The following is a 21,501-nucleotide window of genomic DNA, read 5'->3' on the forward strand; positions in this document are numbered from 1 at the left end:
GTATGGTGATGAGATGAAATGAATGAACAAAATTCCTGTTTCCGGATGCACCCGGAACCAATAGATTTGAGCAACAAAGGTAAAATTTTTAGCGAATTCCTATTTCCCGGGCTTAAAGAGGGAGAGAAAATTAGGGGTATTGCTTTCTACCGAAAACTTTGACACTATCTTTTCCCGGGTATGCTGACTCAAACGACGAAGATATGCCTCATCACTCATTAGTTTTTCGAGATAAAATTTCCATTCCTCCAAATTACGGCATAAACAGCCATTCTGATCGTGATCCACAATATCCGCATTCACACCCACATCCGAAACAACAGCCGGAATACCCAGAGCCATGTATTGCAGAGCTTTAAACCCGCATTTCCCCTTTGACCAGATGTCATCCGGTAATGGCATCACACCAATATTAAAATTCAAAAGGTCATGAATTTCAGCCTGCTTAGACCATTTGATAAAACGAAGCGAATTCAACTTCCATTTTGGCGGAACATCACAGATTACATGAAACTCAAATTTGAATTTCTTCTCCAATTCCTCCAGGACAGGAACCAGCGGATCAAGATATTGCAAGGTCGAATGAGAGCCGGTCCATCCGATTGTAAACACATGATTGGTATGATCCGTTGTCGTATTATGATGTTCACGTGTGTCAATGGTGGTCGGATTATAGACGACATTCTTATTGAATTTTCTGGCAAACTCTCCAAGAAAATTGTTCCCGACACTAACCACAGAAACCCATCGGCAAATATCTTCCGTATTGCGAAAACGCTTCAGGAACATAGTGAGTTTACTGTTGCTCTCGGAAGCATTTGGAATCCAGATCGCGTCGTCAAAATCGTAAACTGTATGCTTTTTAAAGAGATGTGTGATCAGCCATTCAAAGATAGGCCAACCGGCAGGAGCTGCTTCGCGGTGAATGAAAACCACATCGTATTTTCCCATGCGGAACAAATCACCCAAACGCCGGAAACAACCACGAAAAATAGCGGCAATCTTTCCGGCCCAATGTCCTGGTTTATACAAAATATCCCAGGCTTTTTTATCCAGAAATGGTGATGTATCGTATTCTATTCCCTGTTGTCGCAATGCCGGAAAATATTGTTCAAATCGGAATCGCTGACTGGGTGCCTCTCCGGTAGGGTAAGGTGAAATGAACAAAATCCTCATATTCAATTTTTTCTGTGGGAGAAATGCAAGGGCTGACAAAGATAAAAATCTTTAAGGGCAAGCAATGAATTCAAAGCATTAATTGAGGTATTTTTGAGAAATATATCGACCAACAAGCTGCAGAATCTTATCTTTGAAACCATTGTTCTGAAGATCATCTTTGATACATAAATTTCAGAACATTTATTCTGAATTTTATTCCCCGGCGGAAAACCAATCTGGCAATTATGCGATTCAAACTCATCGAGAAAAACACCCCGCGCTGGATCATTTTTCTGATTGATATTGTTATTTGCCTGGGATCCATCATGCTGGCATACCAGGTGAGATTCAATTTCAGGGTTCCGGAGAAAGAAATAGAACACTGGGTGTATGTAATCCCGACGGTACTTATTGTTCGCGTCATCAGCTTTTATATTTCCAAAATCTACCAGGGTATTATCCGCTATACCAGTACACGGGATGCCCTACGTGTATTTTATACCATTACTGCAGGCAGTATTTTCATGGCCGTTGCCAACATGGGTTCATATATGTGGGCAAAATTTTTCCTCGTCCCCTACTCGATTATTATCATCGATTATTTCACGACAGTATTTTCGATTACCGCTTTCAGGATTCTGGTCAAATCCATTTACATGGAATTGAAAAATCCTTCAAGAGAGAAAAAAGAAGTCATAATTTATGGTGCCGGAGAATCAGGTCTGATCACCAAACGTTCTCTCGACCGCGACGCAGGTAGTCGTTTCAAAGTAATCGCGTTCGTGGATGATGATCCTGCAAAATCCGGAAAGACTGTTGAAGGCATCAAGATCTATAACGCGGATGATGACCTGGAAGATTTGCTTCGTTCCAACAATGTCACTCAACTAATCCTGAGTATTCAGAATATTTCTACTTTACGTAAGCAGCAGATTATCGAAAAATGTTTGCCTTACGATGTAAATATTCTGAATGTACCACCGGTGAACAGCTGGATCAACGGAGAACTGAGTTTTAAGCAAATCAAAAATATCAAGATCGAAGACCTGCTGGAGCGTGATCCGATCCGACTCGATCTGGATTCGATCCGAAATCAGTTATCAGGAAAGACAGTGCTCATTACAGGAGGAGCCGGTTCAATAGGAAGTGAAATTGTCAGACAAATACTTCCATTTAAACCAAAATACCTCGTCGTTCTCGATCAGGCGGAATCCCCGCTGTATGAACTCGAACTGGAGATCCGTGAGAAATTTAACTGGACCGATTTCGAAACGGTCATCGCCGATATTCGTCAGAGCGATCGCATGCGAAGGGTTTTCGATGTATTCAAACCTCAGGTTGTTTTCCACGCTGCCGCTTATAAACATGTTCCGATCATGGAGCACAATCCATCCGAAGCAATCCTCACCAATGTGAATGGTACTAGCATTCTCGCGGATATGGCGAATGAATTCGGGGTGGAAAAATTCGTGATGGTAAGCACCGACAAAGCCGTGAACCCAACAAATATCATGGGCGCGACGAAACGAATCGCGGAGATTTATTGTCAGTCGCTGAGTAAAGTTAGCAAGACAAAATTCATCACCACCCGTTTCGGAAATGTACTTGATTCCAACGGCTCGGTCATTCCCCGATTTAAAAAGCAAATCGAAGAAGGGGGACCGATCACTGTCACCCATCCCGATGTTACCCGTTACTTCATGACCATCCCGGAGGCTTGTCAATTGGTACTCGAAGCCGGAGCCATGGGAAATGGTGGTGAAATTTTCATCTTCGACATGGGACAAAGCATCCGCATCATTGACCTGGCGAGAAAGATGGTGAAACTTTCAGGGCTAACACTCGGAAAAGACATTCAGGTTGTATTTACAGGTTTGCGTCCGGGTGAAAAGATTTTCGAAGAACTTCTTGCCGATAAAGAAACGACCCTTCCCACCCATCACGAAAAGATCATGATCGCGAGAGTTCGAGAGTATGACTTTGAAGTGATCAGCAAGGAAATCAACAGTCTCATCACACTATTTAAATCACAGGACAACGAATCCATCGTAAGAAAAATGAAGGAAATTGTTCCGGAGTTTGTTTCGGCGAATTCGGTTTTTTCGGAGCTTGACAGGAAGTAGTTGTTAGTGGTTAGTGGTTAGTGGTTAGTGGTTAGTGGTTGGTGCTTAGTGGTTAGTGGTTGGTGGTTATTTTTTTGAGAATTTTTTGTTTTAAATACGTTTTCCAGTTGTTTGCCTAAGGTTTTGTAGTACTGACAAAAATCATGAATAATTTATTGGAGAATAAAGGGTAATTTAACTTCAAAATTTTGTTGGATTAAATGCACAGATTTCATCTTTGAATATCAATCATACTTAAATTCATTCAATGCAAAACAGCCAATGAACTAAAAATTGATATATACAGAAATCAATTGTAAAAATAAATTGATGGCTTTGTTGACATACAAAAAATAACTGAAATGAAAAATCATCTATTTGCAATCATCTTATTGTTTGCATTTAACTCTGGCTACTGCCAGGCAACATACTTAAAAAGACTAAATTTTAATTCCGAATCAAGTTCATACTATGTAGCTCCCGAAGATTCAAACTTAAAATTCATTGATGCTTCAATTAGCCCAGATGGAAATACATTTTTCCATTGTGGTTTGCAAAGAGGCACAACATCTATTTTCAAAGTAGACTTACAGGGAAATATATTATCCGGAGCTGGTGGAGGTTATATTTCACATTTGAGTCAATCGACAACAACTGCCTTACACGCTACTCCGGATGGAGGATGTATTTATGCCAATAATTCTGAAGCCTGGTCAATGTACTACTTTTCATATTCTGAAATAACTAAAATTGATGGCTCCGGTCACTTGAGTTGGAACATCCTACTTCCGTGTGATTCAACATCTTCAATTTCACCTGTTCAAGAAGTTTATGACATTGCAATACTTCCGAATGGAAATTATGCATGTCTGGCTTTAGATTCAACATATATTCTTGATTCACTTGGCAATTTGATCAGGACATTGAATTTTCAAGGTCCGGGAAAAATCTTAGGCTTCTCTAATGGTGATATGTATCTGGAATGTTCTTCTTTTAGAGGCAGGATGGACACCAATGGAAATCCAATTTGGAACAATAACAGTTCATTGCTTCATCATGATACAACATTGTATAAATTATCCGGAACTACCATGAATAAACTTGATGGTATGACAGGGGCCATCATCTCCTCTGCTCCTTATACACCCTCAAGTCTGGGCAATATATTGATGATGTCAGATGGTGGTTGGTGCAACTATAATTCTACTTCTATCAAGCGATTTGATTCAAACGGCGTATTAAAATGGCATTCGGTAATAACTTTACCAAGATTTGGAATGAATTACATAGCTGAGCAATCAGATCATACGATAATTACCGGAGGAACTTATTTGAGTAAAAGGGTTACTGCAAATGAATATGATTTTTCAGCCTTCATTGCAACTATTGACTCTACCGGTCATAGTGTAATGGACAGCACTACTCAAACCTGGCCAGGAGATGCTAATGATGATGGGATCGTTGAATTTTCCGATGTGATTTATATTGCCCTAGCACAAGGCGCCACCGGTCCAAACAGAGTGGATTCTTCATTATATAATTTTAACGACTTGCAATATCATGGAGGTTTTGAAATCGGAGATATTGCAATAGATTTCCCGGGTCATTTTCAAAATGGTGTGAATCTTAAGCAATGTGATGTTTATGCAGATGGAAAAATTGACTCCCTTGATATTAATGATTTAGCAAGTAATATAAGTATCTATACTTACTATCCATTTTGGAGAAGAAAGTCGCCATCGTCGGAAAATTCATCTTTACCATATTTCAGCGTTGTACCAGATCGGGATTCAGCATTTTCAGGTGATACTGTCAGAATTTACTTCATCCTGGGTGATAATGGCATTTCAGTGGACTCTATTTTTGGATTAGCATTTACCCTTCATTCGTCCCCCTCTCAATTTTGGAGGCAAGGTATAGTAGTCAACAGCAATGTACTGAACAGTGATCTTGGCACCATAAGTGAATTGAGATTTGGAGGTTATTCACAAGTTGGCTTGTATTTTGCAAGGCGTGATTTACAAAATGCATACAATGTTCAGGATACGATTGGTTATATTGATTATAAAATCTTTGATACTTTAAGTTATCATAGCATAATCAATTTTCCCGTTGGCTCTTTCCAGGCTATCACAGCAAGTGGTTTTCCAGTTGACTTCCAATACAATTCTATTCCAATATGTGCACGTTCTATTATTGCTTCTTCTCCGGAAGTTCAGCTGAATAAGATCTCCCTTTCTCCTAACCCGGCATCCGATCAACTTACTTTGGATCATTTGCCTGAAGGCGATCTGTCAATACAAATCTTCAATACCGAAGGAAAACTCTGTTATTCTGAAAAAATTTCGGATACCCCTTCATACCAAATCAACCTGAGTAATTTCATTCCGGGATTGTACCAGCTACTACTGAGAAATGGAAACAGTTTGAGTGTAAGTAGGAAATTTGTGAAAGAGTAATTGGTTTATGGTTCCGAGTTCCGGGTTCCGAGTTCCGAGTTTTCTAACAACTAACAACTAACAACTACTGCACCAGCACATCCGCTCCCTCATACGCCTTTAATGCTTCACGCCAGGCGTCGGGGACTTCGATTGATTTTTTTGTGGTGTAATCAAAAGCGACCATGACCGTAACTGCGTCGGCCATGATGATTTCTTTGCCTTCCCAGAAACGTGTCAGCTGATATTCCAGGTCGAAACTTTTATTACCGATGCGGGAACATCGTGTGTACACATACAATTCATCCTTGAAATGAATCGGCAGAATAAAATCTATTTCCGCTTTCGCCAGGATAATGCCTTTTGTTGACCAGTCGTAAGACCAGTCCACCACCTCATCAAAATATTTGACTCTTGCTTCTTCGATGTAAGTAAGATAACAGGCATTGTTCACATGTCCGAATGCATCTACATCAGAAAAACGGATGTGCAGAGGAGATTTGTGTTTGAACATGACGATCGGAGATTAGCAGGAATGAATATGTAACAAGATATAACAAGGTACTAAATATTCACCACATAAACAAATTCAAAAGTCAAAAGTCAAAATTCAGAAGTCAAAAAAAATCACCAACCTCGAACCATGGACATCGAACCCCTAACTTCAAACCCGGAACCCGGAACCAAAAAAAACTATCCATGAATCGTCTCTTTCTTCCCGTACTTTGCAATAATCCCTGCCTCGTATTCTAGATATTCTTTCCAGCGCTGATCTACATCTACTCCATCGGCATATTTTTTCGCGAAGCCAAGAAAAAGGGTGTAATGATTCGCTTCACTGATCATCAAGTCGCGGTAAAATTCTTTCAGGTCAGGATCGTTGATATTGTCGCTAAGAACCTTGAAACGCTCACAACTCCTCGCTTCTACAAGTGCAGAAAAAAGAAGCTTGTCAACAAGAACAATATTTTTTGTATGTCCTTTCCGGATGAAATTATTCAACTCAAATACATATTCATCCCTGCGCTCTTTGCCTAAAGAATAGCCTCTTTCGATGATCTTTTTATGTACCTGCTGAAAATGTTGCAGCTCCTCCCGGGCAAGCTCAAGCAGTGCGTCCACCAGGTCAGGATACTCCGGAAACTGAATGACAATATTGATCGCATTGGTCGCAGCCTTCTGCTCACAATAAGCATGATCCGTAAGAATTTCGCTGATATTTGTTTCCACAATATTCACCCAACGTGGATCTGTGGGCAATTTTAATCCTAGCATGTCCGTTTTATTAAAAATCGAGCCCTCTAAAATAGAGAGAAAATGTAAGATTAAGAATGACGAATAAATAATATTGGGTTTGTTCCGGGTAACAAATTGATCGTATTTTTGTATACCTCTGCAATTCCGGTTCCTAAAAAGAATACATTACAACCGGATATGGATTTTGATCTTCTGCAGTTCAATTTCCTATCCTGTCCAAAAGCTAAGATTTTAAAGAATTATGCCTCCCATCGTTTTATATGGAGATAAAGTAAGTGTGAAAATCACACGGGAATTCAAGCAGCTGGTAAACATCTCCATTGCGGCCGGGAAATTCATTTTGCTTCACCCTGATTATGACCTGATTCGGGAAGCGATGCGTTTGGAAATGTTCGAAGACGAACGACTCGAAGATTTTGAAGTCCATAACTGGCAATTTGAAGTAGACGAGATTATAACATACGATCAGGACGAAATCCTCTTTTTTTATGCACTCCTTGAACTAAGCTGCCGGATTTTTCTTTGTGAAATTGGTGACGATCTTAAAAAAATGGCCATCGACAGCGGTGAAACAGATGCGGAAGAATTCGTTCGCGTCAGAAGCTTTTTCCTTCGCCAGGCCCAGGATTTTCTCCAGAATATTCGCGGCTGCTATGAAAATGATGAAGAATTTCAATCTCTTCTTGCGAAGATCGGACAGTTGAATTCGCTGGCGTAGGCGGTGGTTGGTGCTTAGTGGTTGGTGCTTAGTGGTTGGTGCTTAGTGGTTGGTGCTTAGTGGTTAGTGCTTAGAGGTTAGTGCTTAGAGGTTAGTGCTTAGTTTTTTGTGCTATTTTCCAATCAACAATCAGCAATCCAAAATCAGCAATCCAAAATCAGCAATCCAAAGTCCCAACGTCCCTCGTCCCTTGTATTCAGTTTTCCACTTCATCCGTATCCGTCGGAATCGTATCCGTCGGAACAACCATTTCTCTCGCAGGCCCTTTGAGTTCTACCAATGGAACCAAAGCATCGTGTTCTTCCTGGGTGATTAAATTTTTTCGCAAAAGAAAATTTGAAACTACACGATAGTAATCAGCAAAGTATGGCTTGAGTTGTCCTGTGCTGTCAAAGCTATAGCGAAACCATTTCGGATGCGGCAGCAGACTGGCAAGAAAAATACTTTCCTGTAAAGTAAGTTCCGCCGGTCTTTTCGAAAAATAAAATGGAGCCGCTTCTCCGATACCATAAATTCCCGGTCCAAGTTCGATGATGTTGAGGTATACTTCATACATCCGGTCTTTGGAGCATAAACGATTGTTCTCAATCAACCAGACAATCAATGCTTCTTCCGCTTTTCTGGCAATTGTTTTCTTTCGTGTGAGGTAAATATTTTTTACCAATTGCATGCTGATCGTGCTTCCACCACGTACAAATTTTCCCGCTTTAAAATTTGTCGCGATTGATTTTCTGAAAGCATCTTCATTAAATCCATTGTGATAAAAGAAACTGCCGTCTTCCGAAGTAAGTACCGCATTTCTGAAATTGATGGAGATCTGATCCAAAGGTGTGAAGGCCGGATTGGAAGGTCCTACCGGAAAGGATCTCACAAAACGATCGTGTTCGTATACCGAGTGAATAAACTCTCCGTTTATCTTCAATAAATTGCTGTCGCCAAATTTACGGATCCGGAATTTTTCCTTTTTCAATGAAGATTCAAAAATAACACTATCCGGTTCCGCGGAATCCAGTTCAAACTGAAGTGAATATTGCAGACTGCCTTCCGCTTCAATGCTCCGCACTACATCAAACATTCCTTCGGGTAAAGAGCGAAAGAAATCCGTTGCCGTTGTTTTCTCGGTTCGTACCTGAATTGTATATTTTTTAGAGTGCTCATTTTTCAATCTTGCATAAGGCACAATGGTCATCTTGTCAAGCTCAACTCTGGAAGTGCTATCCAAAGAAAGAGAATTCTTATCTACAGTTACATGGTAATTGAAAACAGCATGGGGAATCCTTACCGTATCATCCGCTATTTTTTTGTGTTGCAGACAAAAATTCTCCATTGAAAAATGTCCTGCTATTTCCAGCAATCCATTTCCATAATGCATATCGTACAAAGCAAGATGCAGCGTATCGAAACTACAGGAAGCTCCTGCCAATGGCAACAGAAAAGGTAATGACTGTGTTTGTTCCGAAAGCGGAAATACAGCCAGATCAAATGTTTCATTTCTCTGAGAAAAATGTCCGGTGCATTTCCATTCAAAATGCGTCGAATCATCGATGATTGTTCCATCCAATTGCTTGGTGGACGAAATAAAGGAAGGAACGCTCACAGATTGTTGTATGGTATCATTTTGGAATGACAAACGAATGTTTTTCAATTCAGCTTGCTGTGGAGCAAGATTGAATGCCTGTCGAAGCATGCGATTCAAAAAGGAGGAATAATTTGTCTCGGTATGCAGTGTATCTGTTTCCTCTTTTTTGTGCTTTAAAAAATTGGAATAATTACAGGTTCCATCCTGGCAATGTATTCTCAATTCGGCATTCTGTGCATAAATGGATTTGATCCTGACGTTTCCGGTGATGAGTGAAGAAAAGGATGGTTCCGCCCATACTGAATCAAGATGCAAGAGTGTATCCCCGCCTTCCGGGACAATGTTCACACCGCGCATCATAACACCTGTAAATCCCCTGAAACCGGATTCATCCACAGTAAGTGCAACTTTGTAATCATTCTTGAGCTTCAGTGAAATTTTCGAGAGCAACTGATGCAAAACCAAATTGCGGGCCGCAAAATAGCCAATCAGCAGTACCAGCAGGATACCGGAAAGAACATAAGCTGCTTTTATCAGGAATTTACGGTTCATGAGATCAATCTGGCGCCTAAAATGAGGAAAGTTTATTAACTATTCAAGAGAATCTTCATACACATACCTTCGTTAATAATTATTTCTTCCCTAAGATGAAGTAAAAGACTCACTTCCTAATTTGTAACACTCTTTGAATGTCACTATGCAATTCCTAAATACTCTCCGACCCCGTAATTTCCGGGTTTGGGTTTTTCTGCTACTTCTCGTGCCAGTGCTGGTTTGCAGCCAGACACCGGAGCCTTCATCTCCTGTATTGAGTGATCCTCAGGATCAGGCGGAACTGGATGCCTATCGCCAGAAAGCTGAGTCCTATGTGTTAAAAAACCTCAACCGTTTTGGTCTCGATCAACTCCAGTATTACGACCGTACCCTGGATACACTTTTTGAACGGGAGAAAAGGGACACTCTGTACAAAATGGAATTGAATTTCCAGAAAGAATCCGCAGAACGTAAAAATATTCTTGCCGCCGAGAAAAAACACATCACTGAACTCACGGAAAGCAAGCAAATTTCTCTTGACCGTTATCATGGTCTTCTGCGCAAAGCAGCCATCGCCTTTTCAACGTGGATTGTTCTGGTGTTGATTTTACTTCAGTTCAGAAAAAGAAAACTTGGTAACGCGAATTCCAAATTACAGGATACACTGGTTCAATTGCAAAATAGTGAGAAAAGAGCCCAGGCAGGAACTGCCATGATTAAATGGGCTCAACAGCGTGAAGAAAAAGTAAAGGGACTGGAATCACTAGGAACAGATTTATTATCCGCAATGAAACAAGCGGATGATCAGCTTCCGGCCGGACATCCATTTGTTGAACACATGACCTCCTGGGTAAAACGTACGGACGGCTTTCAATCTCTGACAACAAAAGAATCGCGTTTCAACCAGGCTATTTTGAGCCAGGAAAATAAAACAGGCGAAGAAAAAGTTGCGACCAATATCAATCAGCTGTGTGAACAATATCTGGAACTAGCGGCACGTGGATATCAGCCTGCGGATGGCTCCTACTCCATTCAGGTGACAAAAGATCTTGAAAAAAATCTTCCTTCCATCAAAGTAATTCCCGAAGCTGTTGGAAGCTTGCTCTTAAACGCACTGAACAACGCATTCCAGGCTGTTGTTGAAAAACAGGAAAAAGGAATTAAAGGATATCAACCCAAAGTTTCCATCAGTACCAGGATTCTTCCTCGTTTTCTGCAGATACGAGTTAAAGACAATGGTGAAGGGATGAATGATGTCACACTCAATCAGGCGACAGAAGAATATTTCAGCATGAAACCGCTGGAACAGGGCGTTGGACTCGGATTGAGTGAAAGTCAACACATCATGACCACTCTGCACAAAGGGGAATTGAAACTGGAAAGTCAGACAGGTAACGGTACGGATGTTTACATTAAATTTTATCTCTCCTGAACTAATGAATAACCGACTCCACATATTTTTTTCTTTCTTGCTTTTGCTCATCATCAACCCGGTTGCCGGTCAAAGCGCTGATGAACTGCAGCAAATCAATACCGCGGCTAAAGTTATTTATGTGAAAGCTGAAACGCTTGATCAATTGATGATTCGTTTGCGTCCATTGGAAGCTAACCTTCCTGCCGGACAGGAAATGCTGATGATGGATACCTATCGTACTATTGCATCCGGTTATGCATCCAACAATCATTTCAAACAGGCTTACCAGGTTTACAACAGATATATTGCTTTCAAAGAAAATTTTTATACAAAAGAAAAAGCAAATACACTACAGGCCGCTAACAATTCTATTCAACAGAGAAAAAGCGCCGATGAATCCTCTGTTATGGAATTGCAAAACCAGGTTTCCCAATTGCAAATTGAAAATGACCAGTTGATCAGCCGACGTTCGAATTTCAAAAAATATTTCTCGGCGGCATTGATTGCATTAACCGCATTATTCGCTTCCCTTCTCGTTGGCTCCGGTATAAAGTTGAATAACATCCGTGTGAAACTCAAACAAAGCCGTGAACGCATGAAGGAAATTCATCGCATTGCCACAGTCGGTGCCTTTTCTAAAAATATCTATCCCGGAACAGAAAATGTCCTGAATCAAATGGACAAAGATGTTGAGGACATCCGGACGGCTGTAAAAGACCTTCAACCAGCAGGAACCGGCATCGGTACTATTGCCAAAAAGGTCAAAGATGCAATTGATCAAATTCGTAAATCCGACAAACAGTCTTAGTTTTGTCGCATGAAGGATTCCGAAACCGGAAAAATCGATGTCGTTTGTGTAGGCGCTTCCCTTGTCGACCTGACTTTTCACTGCAAAGCGAACCCTATTCAGCATACTTCCAATCCTGCCCGACTAAGTCGTAGTCCGGGCGGCGTGATGCGAAATATCGCGCACCATCTCGCATTACTCAATTGTTCGGTTGAATTAATTACTGTCGTAGGAAAAGATCCTGATGGAGAATGGCTGGAACAGGTTTCAAAGCAAGCCGGCATTCAACTGAACCACATCCACCGTACTGATACTGCGACTGGAACGTATGCCTCCGTTGTCAATCCCGATGGCGATCTTTTTGTTGGAGTTGCCGCTTCCGATACAGAAGATCTGCTCAACATTGAGATTCTCGCGAAACGTATTCCTGTCCTCAAACAGGCAAGGTTGTTAATCGCTGATTGCAACCTCAGCTCTGAAACTTTACGCTGGCTTCTCTCCTTTTGCGAGACAGAATCTATACCGGTGATTATCGAAACCGTTTCCGTACCAAAAGCAATTCGCCTCGACAAAGCATTGCCCGGAAAAGTTCTGATGATGAAACCCAACAAGGAAGAACTGGAAGTATTCGGCGGAGAGAGCAATGCATATTATTCATCTGAAGAAAGAATCACCTGGTTACATTCAAAAGGCGTAAAGTATGTTTGGATGAGTGCGTTTGATGAAGGATCTGTACTTTCAGACGGAAATAAACAGGTTCAGATTCCCGCGTCAAAAGTAACAGTGAAAGATTCAACCGGAGCAGGCGATGCCGCGATCGCCGGATGGGTCTGGGCCTATTTGCAACAATTACCACCATTGATTTGTGTACAATACGGACATGCAGCTGCAGCAGCAATCCTCGAAAGTGAAGGAGCCATTCGCAATGACCTGAGTATTTCACTTCTGAAAAAATATCTTGTTCCATGAAATTGAATTACCCGCTTCTATTCTCCTCCGAAGTAAAACATGCTTTGGAAAATAATTTACCTATTGTCGCTTTGGAATCCACGATCATCGCTCATGGAATGCCTTTCCCGAAAAATGTTGAAACAGCAAAAGAAGTGGAAGCAATTATTCGCAACGAAGGAGCAGTTCCAGCGACCATTGCAATCCTCGACGGAAATTTGTGCGTAGGCCTGAACGAAAATCAACTGAACGATCTCGGAAGTAAATCCGGAATATGGAAAGTCAGTTTGCGTGACATGCCTTATGTTGTTTCTAAAAAATTAGACGGCGCTACGACTGTCGCTTCTACAATGCGAATTGCAGCCATGGCCGGAATCAAAATTTTTGTCACCGGAGGAATCGGTGGAGTTCATCGCGGAGCGGAAAACACATTTGACATATCCGCTGACCTGACCGAGATGGCACAAACCAATGTTGCCGTCATCAGTGCAGGAGTAAAATCCATTTTGGACATCGCGTTGACACTGGAAAAACTGGAAACGCTGGGTGTACCTGTTCTCACTTATGGCAGTGATGATTTTCCGAGTTTTTATTCGCGCGCTAGTGGACACAAGACACCATTGCGATTGGATACGCCGGAAGAAATTGCAACAATGCTCAACAGTAAATGGCAAATGGGTATTCAGGGATCAGTACTCATCGCGAATCCTATTCCGGCTGATCAGGAAGTTCCGTTTCATGTAATGGAAAAATACATTCTTGATGCTCTTGACAAAGCTTCTCAAAAAGGAATCAGTGGAAAAGACACTACTCCTTTTCTGCTGAAAAGTATCGCGGAAGCCACCGGCGGTGAAAGCCTCGCGGCCAACATCAGCCTGGTAAAAAATAACGCGAAGTTGGGAGCAAAAATTTCAAAGGCGCTTTCTAATTACTCCCATTAGAATTTTTCAATTGTTGATTTGATAATATCAACACACTCCCTCAATTGCTTTTCATTAATAATCAAAGGTGGAGCAAAACGGATGATGTCACCGTGTGTTGGCTTGGCAAGCAGTCCATTCTCTTTTAACGCGAGGCAAACATCCCAGGCATCTTTTCCCTTGTATGGTTTAATCACCATGGCACAAAATAAACCTTTGCCTCTTACCAGTTGTATCATTTCATGACGAATTGATTTCAATTCATCCAACAAAATTTTTCCGAGTCGGTTTGCATTCTCCGCGAGCTTTTCATCGCGCAATACTTCAAGAGAGGCAATGGCAACTTTTGCAGCTAGCGGATTTCCGCCATAGGTGCTGCCATGTTGTCCGGGCTTAATGCAAAGCATAATATCATCATTGGCGAGAATGGCTGAAACAGGAAGCAAACCACCAGACAATGCTTTTCCAAGAATTAGAATATCCGGGTGAACACCTTCGTGATCACAGGCGAGCATTTTTCCGGTACGACACAATCCCGTTTGAATTTCATCCGCAATAAACAGCACATTGTTTTGTTTACAAGCTTCGTAAGCTTGTCGGATATAACCTTCATTTGGAATTACAACTCCGGCTTCGCCCTGAATAGGCTCTACCAGGAATCCAGCGACATCGGGATCTTTAAGTGCATCCTGTAATGCTTTGATATCGTTATAAGGAATTTTAATAAAGCCGGGAGTAAAAGGTCCAAATTTTCCATAAGAATCAGGATCCGTTGAAGCGGAAATAATACTGATTGTTCTTCCATGAAAATTTCCTTCGCAAACGATAATTTTTGCTCTGTTCTCCGCAAGACCTTTCTTCTCATATGCCCAGCGACGAGCCAGCTTAATGGCCGTTTCAACTCCTTCTGCTCCGGTATTCATCGGGAGCACTTTATCAAAACCGAAAAAACGTGTGATGAATTCCTCGTATTCTCCAAGTACATTGTTGTAAAAAGCACGGGAGGTCAGGCTCAACGTTTGCACCTGGTCGATCAATGCTTTTACAATTTTTGGATGATTGTGACCCTGGTTCAGGGCAGAATAAGCACTTAGAAAATCAAAATACTGCCGTCCTTCCACATCCCATACATGCACACCTTCTCCCCGTTCCAAAACAACAGGCAAAGGATGATAATTGTGTGCTCCAAACTGATCTTCACGTTCCATCGCCTGTTCACTCAGGCTCTTTGTGGCAAGTACTGTTTTCATAAAAACTGATTAGAATGCAAATGTAATGAATTGGCCTGCTGAAAGCCAGTGAAATGGGGTTAAAACTTGCGATTTTAGCCTTATAAATCAATTTTCAATGTTAATTTCGCAGCCATATGGATGAACCTATAAATAAAGGCAGCAGACTTGAAAATCTTCGTGTAATCGATGCTTCTTCCGATGGACAATCGGTAGCACGAATGGACAATGCAGTGGTATTCATTGAAGGCGGAGTTCCTGGGGATCTTGTAGATGTTGAAGTCTACAGAAAAAAGAAGAAGTTTTTTGAAGCCAGAATTGTAGCCTTTAAAGAAACCTCACCTGACCGACGGGATCCTATATGCACACATTTTGGAATTTGTGGTGGTTGCAAATGGCAACACATGAGTTATGAAAAGCAATTGTTCTTTAAACAAGAACAGGTGGAACAGGCGCTTGTCAGAATTGGTAAAATAGAAATACCGGAGATTCGTCCGATTTTGGGTTCAAAGAAAACGGAGTTTTACAGAAACCGACTCGAATTTACCTTTTCCAACAAACGCTGGCTGACAAGGGAAGAAATTGGAACAGATGCTTCCGCTACTCAGGATGTTTTGGGATTCCATGTACCCGGACGATTTGATAAAATTCTTGATGTGCAAAAATGTTATCTGCAGGATGATTTATCCAATCAGATTCGAAATGCCGTGAAACAATTTTGTATTGATCATCAATTTGAATTCTTTGACGTGATCAATCTCCATGGCTTCATGCGCAACCTGATCATCCGCTCTACTTCTACCGGGGAATGGATGGTGAATGTCGTATTTCATGAAGACAAAAAGGAAGAGAGAAATTTGTTAATGAATTTTCTGAAAGATAAATTTCCTCAAATAACTTCCCTTCAATACATCATCAATCCTAAAAGAAACGATACCGTATTCGATTTACCTGTGCACCTATTTTCAGGAAGGGATTATATTCTGGAAGAAATGGAAGGATTGAAATTTAAAATAAGTGCCAAGTCCTTTTACCAGACGAATTCTGAACAAGCATACGAATTGTATAAAATAACCAGGGATTTTGCGGGATTAAACGGTAAGGAATTGGTTTATGATTTATACACAGGTACCGGAACAATCGCTAATTTTATAGCCAGAAATGCCCGGCATGTGGTCGGTATTGAAAATGTTCCCGTTGCCATTGAAGACGCTAAGGAAAACGCGAAAGAAAACGGATTGTCCAATACAACATTCATTGCCGGGGATATAAAAGATACACTCACCTCCGCATTCGTTCTGGAACACGGACGACCGGACGTGATCATTACTGATCCTCCACGGGCCGGTATGCACCCGGATGTTGTTCGAAAAATGCTCGAATTATTTCCGGAAAAAATCGTTTATGTAAGTTGTAATCCGGGTACACAGGCAAGAGATCTGGCCATGCTGGATGAAAAATACAAAGTAGAAGCAATTCAACCGGTAGACATGTTTCCGCACACGACACATGTTGAAAATGTGGTCTTGCTCAAAAGAAAAGAAATAGCTGATCAATCGATTTAAATGAAAACATTGCGATTGTTATTTTTCTTTTTTCTGATTTCCAGTCTTGCCGGCGCGCAGGATGGACATCCTATGGAAATGGAAGACAGTCAGGACAGGGAGCAACAACAGCTCGAATGGTGTTTCGTTTATTCCAACATGTTTGGCTACGAAATTGAATACATCAACAACCCGCGACTATTTCAATCGATCGGAGAATGGATGGGAACTCCGTATAAATATTCCGGCGAGTCAGAAAAGGGAATCGACTGTTCAGGTTTTGTATGCCGGATGATGCAAGACTCTTATCACATTCTTCTCACAGGCAGCGCGCGGGATATTTATAAAAAAGTTAATCCAATAAAAAAAGGAGAGCTGCGTGAAGGCGACCTTGTTTTTTTTAAAATTAAAAAAGGCAGGATCTCCCATGTTGGAATTTATCTCGGTCAGAATAAATTCGCGCATGCCAGCACTCAACTCGGAGTGACCATCAGTGATTTAACCGAACCCTATTATCAGAAATATTTCTATCAGGCCGGACGTATTAAGTCCTGAAATATAATCCCACGCAACCATGGAAAGTACAAACACCATTCTTCTCAGTTCAAAACAGATTCAACAGCGCATTGACCGAATTGCTTATCAGGTGTATGAAGACAATACCGAAGAAAAAGAAATCATAGTTGCCGGGATTCGTTCTACCGGATACCAGGTTGCAGAAATGCTCTCCGCCGTTTTGAAAAAAATAGCGCCTTTTAATATTCAGCTTATCGATGTTCAGCTCGACAAGCATTCTCAGACCATGAGTGAAATCCGAATACCATTAACGGGTGCACAATTGCAGGGTAAAGTGATTATACTTGTAGATGATGTTCTGAACTCAGGTAAAACGATGATGTACGCTTTAAAACCTTTCCTGGCCGCGGATATCAAAAAAATAAGAACAGCAGTTTTGGTTGACCGGAACCACCGTCGTTACCCGATCGCTGCAGATTATGTCGGGCATTCATTGGCCACAACATTACAGGAACATGTAACGGTGGAAATCGAAAATGGTAAAGCCTCCGCGATTTTAAGTTGATTCCTTTTCCAGAATTTTCTGGACTTCACTTGTCAGCATTTTTACATCCAGACTGGCAGCGCTGACTTTCAGCTGTGCCTGATCATATACAGGAACCCGATCAATCAGGTGATTCTGGATTTGTTCCATGAGATCAACATCTGAAATATTTTCGATCAAAGGTCTCCCCTTTCTGTTTCTCACAAGGCGGTGAAAAAGTAATCCTGCATTGGCTTCCAGATAAATGGTCAATCCATGATCATTCATCCATTCCATGTTGTCAAAATAACACGGCAAACCTCCACCTGTAGAAATCACCTGATTTGTTTCTTCTGACAAATTCCGGATGAGTTTTTTTTCCATCAGACGAAATTCTTCCGGTCCGGGTGCAAAGAAAAGTTCCGCGATGGTTTTCCCGGTTTGTTTTTCGATCAATTGATCGGTATCCACAAAAGAATAGTTCAGTGTTTTAGCAAGCGCGTCACCGGTTTTGGATTTGCCACTGCCCATGTAACCTATCAGAAAGATATTCATACAGAATTGATCAGCGTGCTAAGATGCGACGAATGGAAGGACCACTCGCAAGACTGGTTACAAGTGCCATGACCACCAATGCGACAAACAATTCTACCTGGATAATTCCTGCCCTGAATGCCAGCGTTCCGAGGATGATTTCCATGGCACCACGTGCGTTCATGCCCATTCCTACCGCGGCGGAATCGCGGAAATTCAATCCTCCGGCCATAGCACCACCAGTGGCACCAACAATTTTTCCCAAACAGGCAAGGAATAGAACCATGAGAATTAATCCCAGATTAAAATGTTCAATAAAGTTTACATACAATCCAATGCTCACCATAAACAACGGAGCGAAGATGTTCGTGACGAACTGGTGGATAATTTCCCTTGCTCTTTCATGAAGATGAACACTGTCACCCAATGCAATGCCCATGATAAAGGCGCCCAGAATGGCATGAATCCCGATACTTTCCGTGAAGGAAGCCGCGAGAAAACACAAACCCAATCCAATCGACAACACACCACCCGGCCAGCTGAATTTCTGTTGTATGAACGGAAGAATACGGTTTAATATTTTCCTCCCGATCGTTAACATGAAAATTCCGAAAATACAGATGTAAAGTATCGTCAACCCGATATCGGTTCCGACACCTTTATTCTCAACAAGAGCGAGTACTACCGAAAAGATGAGCCAGCCAAGAAGATCATTAAACATGGCGGATGCCATGATGAGCATTCCGATTTTGGTTTTGTACATATTCAGATCCATCAGAATCCTTGCAATTACCGGCAATGCTGTGATGGATAATGCTGTTCCAAAAAACAAAGAAAAAACAAGAGGAGAAACATGGGGATCACGGAGAAAAAATTCCGGCCATTGCCAGGAAATCCAAAAACCAAGACTGAATGGAACAATCATGCTTGTCAGGCTTGTGGAAAGGGCCAGTCTGCCTTGTTTCAGCATAACAGGGAGCTGCACTTCCATTCCCGCGACAAAGAGCAGCATCACCACGCTAAGCTTTACAATCGCTTTCAGTGATATTGCAACCGGTCCGGTGGATGGGAACAATTCACTATAAGCTTCCGGAAAAAATGTCCCGAATAATGTTGGTCCAAGAAGGATGCCTACAATCATTTCACCCATGACCACCGGTAAACCAAAACGGCGTCCCAGTTCAGCGAGCAAACGCGAAGACAATAATAATATACCAATGGAAAGGAAAAGCACCACCACTTCATGGTGCGAAAGATCATTCATATTACTCAACGTTCCGTGTATGCACAATCAACATATTGCAAGGCATATCGGCCAGCATGTATTCAATATCGTGTGTAAAAATGCGGTCGAAAATACTGAGCGAATGATCGGGAGAATTTACAACAAGCAAATCCGCCTCTTGTTCGGATGCAAATTTTGAAATGGTATGCCCCGCTCTACCGCTGATAATTTTATGATGCACACGTATTGACCCTGGGGATATTTTGCTCAACATTCCTGACATCCTTGAGTTTTCTTCGCTGATCACTTCGTTTCGGATCTGGTTGCCTTCAGGTTCTGTACTGTCTTCCGCCATACTCATTGACATGGCAGGAATATCCACTTCATCAACAATCGTCATTTCGCTGGCTCCTTCCCTGTTTGCGAAGTAGATTGCTGTATTCAGAGTATTTAAAGTTTTTTGATGTTCGTGTCCGTTGACCACAATTTTTCTGAAAGGACGAGGTTGCACGGAAGGCCTGATGAGCATTAATACACAACATTTCGCCTTTCTGCTGATCTCGCGTGAAATGGAGCCCATGTAGTATTTAAGTACATTTTCCTTTTCGAGAGCACCGATAATCAGGAGGTCTACTATCTCACGTTTGCAAACAGTAAGAATGGAATCAACAGGATTTCCCTGTTCCCAGGCGATCAAAGAATTGGTATCATTAAAACCATATTGATTGAGCAAACCCGTCAGCTGACGCTGCTTATCCGAAGTTTTCTTCCCTACATGAATGAACACAGCCCTTGCCTGATGCGTCTCAGTAAGCCTTTTGGTCTCTGCTATCAATTGCTCCAGCCTTGGTGAAAAAGCAATCGCGAGTGCAATCGTATCAAACGGGTATGAAGGTCTTCCTTTGATCATAGAATGCAGGATTAAGTACTCCTACAAATCTAACTTTATTCGGTTAAATACCAAATAAAAAAAGGGAGAATCTTGATGAAAAATGAGGCCAAAATTACATTTTCAAAAGGCAATGGATCAGATCTTCAATCTTCTCCAAACTTTGAACATCGAACTTTGAACATTGAACAAATTCTACAAGGATTGATGATTCAATCTCCTCATCCGGATATTTAACAACTCAACGATGAGCGAGAATGCCATGGCAACATACATGTAACTCTTGTCGACATGAACATGCACTCCTTCAAGAATCAGCAGTACACCAATGCAAACAAGAAACACAAGTGCCAGCATCTTTAAAGTTGGAAACTTGTTGATGAAATTGCTCACATACGGAGCAAAGAGAAGCATCACAAACATAGAAATGACAACGGCTGTAATCATTACTACAATATCCCTGCTCAATCCAACTGCTGTAAGGATACTGTCGAAGGAGAAAATGATATCAATAATTGTAATCTGAAGAATCGCCTGGCTTACGGTCATCTTTCGCTCCTTCTCTGCTTCAGGACCATGATCCTTTCCTTTGAGTTTGTGATAGATTTCCTTAACTGTTTTATAAACAAGGAATACACCCCCGCTAAACAAAATCAGATCACGACCACTCGGACCAAAGCTACCGATGTAAAATAAAGGATCAACAAGATGAACCAACCAGGAAATTCCCAACAAAAGCAAGACACGAAAAACCATGGCCAGCATCAATCCGATGGTCCGGGCTTTCTGCTGATCTTTTTTAGGGAGGTAACTACAAAGTATCGCGATGAAAATAATATTGTCGATACCAAGTATGATTTCCAGTAAAACCAGAGTTACCAGGCCAATCATTCCATCCACCGAAAACAAGGTAAGCAGCATAGGAGCTTTTTAATCGTTTGAGAATTTCTTTTTAATAAAAATCAAAGGTTTGAGCATGGATGGAATTCGTTTGAAAATAAGCCATGCAAGCGTACACAACAAACAATTACACCGAAACTCAAACCTTCCTGTAGTCGGGGTGGCGGGATTCGAACCCACGGCCTCCAGCACCCCATGCTGGCGCGCTACCAGGCTACGCTACACCCCGATTCAACCGAAATTTTAATCAAAATTCCGTGTCTGTTAAACCAGTTTTTCCTGAATA

19 protein-coding genes and 1 tRNA gene are annotated in these 21,501 nt (G+C 41.5%); 10 read left to right on the forward strand and 10 right to left on the reverse strand.

Going from position 1 to position 21,501, the window contains the following annotated elements; all coding sequences use genetic code 11:
- Positions 1-99: 99 nt before the first annotated feature.
- Positions 100-1,176 (reverse strand): glycosyltransferase family 4 protein, encoded by a 1,077-nt coding sequence (locus tag IPP86_14985; protein MBL0139809.1) that lies wholly within the window; start codon positions 1,174-1,176, stop codon positions 100-102.
- A 227-nt stretch (positions 1,177-1,403) separates the two neighbouring features.
- Here IPP86_14985 and IPP86_14990 point away from each other — a divergent pair, with 227 nt between their 5' ends.
- Positions 1,404-3,281 carry a polysaccharide biosynthesis protein gene (locus IPP86_14990; protein ID MBL0139810.1) on the forward strand — a complete coding sequence of 626 codons (1,878 nt, stop codon included), beginning with the start codon at positions 1,404-1,406 and terminating at the stop codon, positions 3,279-3,281.
- 341 nt (positions 3,282-3,622) lie between these two features.
- Complete coding sequence (locus IPP86_14995; protein ID MBL0139811.1) at positions 3,623-5,719, forward strand: T9SS type A sorting domain-containing protein; 2,097 nt, start codon at positions 3,623-3,625, stop codon at positions 5,717-5,719.
- A 64-nt stretch (positions 5,720-5,783) separates the two neighbouring features.
- Here the strand turns inward: IPP86_14995 and IPP86_15000 are convergent, their stop codons facing one another.
- Together IPP86_15000 and IPP86_15005 are read right to left on the reverse strand one after the other, a co-directional pair.
- The gene (locus IPP86_15000) at positions 5,784-6,212 is read right to left on the reverse strand and encodes an acyl-CoA thioesterase (GenBank protein ID MBL0139812.1); all 429 of its coding nucleotides are present in this window, start codon (positions 6,210-6,212) and stop codon (positions 5,784-5,786) included.
- Positions 6,213-6,391: 179 nt separating this feature from the next.
- Positions 6,392-6,973 (reverse strand): tRNA-(ms[2]io[6]A)-hydroxylase, encoded by a 582-nt coding sequence (locus tag IPP86_15005; protein ID MBL0139813.1) that lies wholly within the window; start codon positions 6,971-6,973, stop codon positions 6,392-6,394.
- A 223-nt stretch (positions 6,974-7,196) separates the two neighbouring features.
- On the opposite strand from IPP86_15005, the gene IPP86_15010 reads away from it, so the two are divergent.
- Complete coding sequence (locus IPP86_15010) at positions 7,197-7,673, forward strand: hypothetical protein (GenBank protein MBL0139814.1); 477 nt, start codon at positions 7,197-7,199, stop codon at positions 7,671-7,673.
- A gap of 196 nt (positions 7,674-7,869) precedes the next feature.
- Here the strand turns inward: IPP86_15010 and IPP86_15015 are convergent, their stop codons facing one another.
- Positions 7,870-9,804: a transglycosylase domain-containing protein gene (locus tag IPP86_15015; GenBank protein ID MBL0139815.1), complete on the reverse strand. Its 1,935-nt coding sequence runs from the start codon at positions 9,802-9,804 to the stop codon at positions 7,870-7,872.
- Between the two features lie 208 nt (positions 9,805-10,012).
- Between IPP86_15015 and IPP86_15020 the strand changes: the two genes are divergently transcribed.
- The 4 genes from IPP86_15020 to IPP86_15035 are packed head-to-tail and all read left to right on the forward strand — an operon-like array spanning position 10,013 to position 13,876.
- Positions 10,013-11,218, forward strand: coding sequence for a hypothetical protein (locus IPP86_15020; GenBank protein MBL0139816.1), 1,206 nt, complete (start codon positions 10,013-10,015; stop codon positions 11,216-11,218).
- Between the two features lie 4 nt (positions 11,219-11,222).
- Positions 11,223-12,008: a hypothetical protein gene (locus tag IPP86_15025; protein MBL0139817.1), complete on the forward strand. Its 786-nt coding sequence runs from the start codon at positions 11,223-11,225 to the stop codon at positions 12,006-12,008.
- Positions 12,009-12,017: 9 nt separating this feature from the next.
- Complete coding sequence (locus tag IPP86_15030; protein ID MBL0139818.1) at positions 12,018-12,956, forward strand: carbohydrate kinase family protein; 939 nt, start codon at positions 12,018-12,020, stop codon at positions 12,954-12,956.
- Positions 12,953-13,876 (forward strand): pseudouridine-5'-phosphate glycosidase, encoded by a 924-nt coding sequence (locus IPP86_15035; protein MBL0139819.1) that lies wholly within the window; start codon positions 12,953-12,955, stop codon positions 13,874-13,876. Before IPP86_15030 ends, IPP86_15035 begins: the two co-directional genes overlap by 4 nt.
- On the opposite strand, the gene rocD is transcribed toward IPP86_15035, so the two are convergent.
- Positions 13,873-15,105: an ornithine--oxo-acid transaminase gene (rocD, locus tag IPP86_15040; protein ID MBL0139820.1), complete on the reverse strand. Its 1,233-nt coding sequence runs from the start codon at positions 15,103-15,105 to the stop codon at positions 13,873-13,875. The genes IPP86_15035 and rocD overlap by 4 nt on opposite strands.
- 116 nt (positions 15,106-15,221) lie before the next feature.
- Between rocD and rlmD the strand changes: the two genes are divergently transcribed.
- The 3 genes from rlmD to IPP86_15055 are packed head-to-tail and all read left to right on the forward strand — an operon-like array spanning position 15,222 to position 17,709.
- Entirely contained in the window at positions 15,222-16,649 is a 1,428-nt protein-coding gene (gene rlmD, locus IPP86_15045; GenBank protein MBL0139821.1) for a 23S rRNA (uracil(1939)-C(5))-methyltransferase RlmD, read from the forward strand.
- Complete coding sequence (locus IPP86_15050; GenBank protein ID MBL0139822.1) at positions 16,650-17,183, forward strand: C40 family peptidase; 534 nt, start codon at positions 16,650-16,652, stop codon at positions 17,181-17,183.
- Positions 17,184-17,202: 19 nt separating this feature from the next.
- Positions 17,203-17,709 carry a phosphoribosyltransferase gene (locus tag IPP86_15055; protein MBL0139823.1) on the forward strand — a complete coding sequence of 169 codons (507 nt, stop codon included), beginning with the start codon at positions 17,203-17,205 and terminating at the stop codon, positions 17,707-17,709.
- Here the strand turns inward: IPP86_15055 and IPP86_15060 are convergent.
- From IPP86_15060 to IPP86_15080, 5 genes are all read right to left on the reverse strand, one after another.
- A complete protein-coding gene (locus IPP86_15060) occupies positions 17,701-18,222 on the reverse strand; it encodes an AAA family ATPase (protein ID MBL0139824.1) in 522 nt (173 codons plus the stop codon). The two genes, IPP86_15055 and IPP86_15060, sit on opposite strands and share 9 nt — an antisense overlap.
- Positions 18,223-18,232: 10 nt before the next feature.
- Complete coding sequence (locus IPP86_15065) at positions 18,233-19,465, reverse strand: cation:proton antiporter (protein ID MBL0139825.1); 1,233 nt, start codon at positions 19,463-19,465, stop codon at positions 18,233-18,235.
- Position 19,466: 1 nt separating this feature from the next.
- Positions 19,467-20,336 (reverse strand): universal stress protein, encoded by an 870-nt coding sequence (locus IPP86_15070; GenBank protein ID MBL0139826.1) that lies wholly within the window; start codon positions 20,334-20,336, stop codon positions 19,467-19,469.
- 174 nt (positions 20,337-20,510) lie between these two features.
- Positions 20,511-21,236 (reverse strand): TerC family protein, encoded by a 726-nt coding sequence (locus IPP86_15075; GenBank protein MBL0139827.1) that lies wholly within the window; start codon positions 21,234-21,236, stop codon positions 20,511-20,513.
- Positions 21,237-21,370: 134 nt separating this feature from the next.
- A tRNA-Pro gene (locus IPP86_15080) sits at positions 21,371-21,444 on the reverse strand.
- Between the last annotated feature and the right edge of the window lie 57 nt (positions 21,445-21,501).

The sequence above is a fragment of the Bacteroidota bacterium genome (assembly GCA_016720935.1).
Taxonomy (GTDB): domain Bacteria; phylum Bacteroidota; class Bacteroidia; order AKYH767-A; family 2013-40CM-41-45; genus JADKJP01.

What these genes read in the sequence shown, in the direction of transcription:
- IPP86_14985 (MBL0139809.1), bottom strand. Translation starts at nt 1,176, where the DNA reads ATGAGGATTTTGTTCATTTCACCTTACCCTACCGGAGAGGCACCCAGT.
- IPP86_14990 (MBL0139810.1), top strand. Translation starts at nt 1,404, where the DNA reads ATGCGATTCAAACTCATCGAGAAAAACACCCCGCGCTGGATCATTTTT.
- IPP86_14995 (MBL0139811.1), top strand. Translation starts at nt 3,623, where the DNA reads ATGAAAAATCATCTATTTGCAATCATCTTATTGTTTGCATTTAACTCT.
- IPP86_15000 (MBL0139812.1), bottom strand. Translation starts at nt 6,212, where the DNA reads ATGTTCAAACACAAATCTCCTCTGCACATCCGTTTTTCTGATGTAGAT.
- IPP86_15005 (MBL0139813.1), bottom strand. Translation starts at nt 6,973, where the DNA reads ATGCTAGGATTAAAATTGCCCACAGATCCACGTTGGGTGAATATTGTG.
- IPP86_15010 (MBL0139814.1), top strand. Translation starts at nt 7,197, where the DNA reads ATGCCTCCCATCGTTTTATATGGAGATAAAGTAAGTGTGAAAATCACA.
- IPP86_15015 (MBL0139815.1), bottom strand. Translation starts at nt 9,804, where the DNA reads ATGAACCGTAAATTCCTGATAAAAGCAGCTTATGTTCTTTCCGGTATC.
- IPP86_15025 (MBL0139817.1), top strand. Translation starts at nt 11,223, where the DNA reads ATGAATAACCGACTCCACATATTTTTTTCTTTCTTGCTTTTGCTCATC.
- IPP86_15030 (MBL0139818.1), top strand. Translation starts at nt 12,018, where the DNA reads ATGAAGGATTCCGAAACCGGAAAAATCGATGTCGTTTGTGTAGGCGCT.
- IPP86_15035 (MBL0139819.1), top strand. Translation starts at nt 12,953, where the DNA reads ATGAAATTGAATTACCCGCTTCTATTCTCCTCCGAAGTAAAACATGCT.
- rocD (MBL0139820.1), bottom strand. Translation starts at nt 15,105, where the DNA reads ATGAAAACAGTACTTGCCACAAAGAGCCTGAGTGAACAGGCGATGGAA.
- rlmD (MBL0139821.1), top strand. Translation starts at nt 15,222, where the DNA reads ATGGATGAACCTATAAATAAAGGCAGCAGACTTGAAAATCTTCGTGTA.
- IPP86_15050 (MBL0139822.1), top strand. Translation starts at nt 16,650, where the DNA reads ATGAAAACATTGCGATTGTTATTTTTCTTTTTTCTGATTTCCAGTCTT.
- IPP86_15055 (MBL0139823.1), top strand. Translation starts at nt 17,203, where the DNA reads ATGGAAAGTACAAACACCATTCTTCTCAGTTCAAAACAGATTCAACAG.
- IPP86_15060 (MBL0139824.1), bottom strand. Translation starts at nt 18,222, where the DNA reads ATGAATATCTTTCTGATAGGTTACATGGGCAGTGGCAAATCCAAAACC.
- IPP86_15065 (MBL0139825.1), bottom strand. Translation starts at nt 19,465, where the DNA reads ATGAATGATCTTTCGCACCATGAAGTGGTGGTGCTTTTCCTTTCCATT.
- IPP86_15070 (MBL0139826.1), bottom strand. Translation starts at nt 20,336, where the DNA reads ATGATCAAAGGAAGACCTTCATACCCGTTTGATACGATTGCACTCGCG.
- IPP86_15075 (MBL0139827.1), bottom strand. Translation starts at nt 21,236, where the DNA reads ATGCTGCTTACCTTGTTTTCGGTGGATGGAATGATTGGCCTGGTAACT.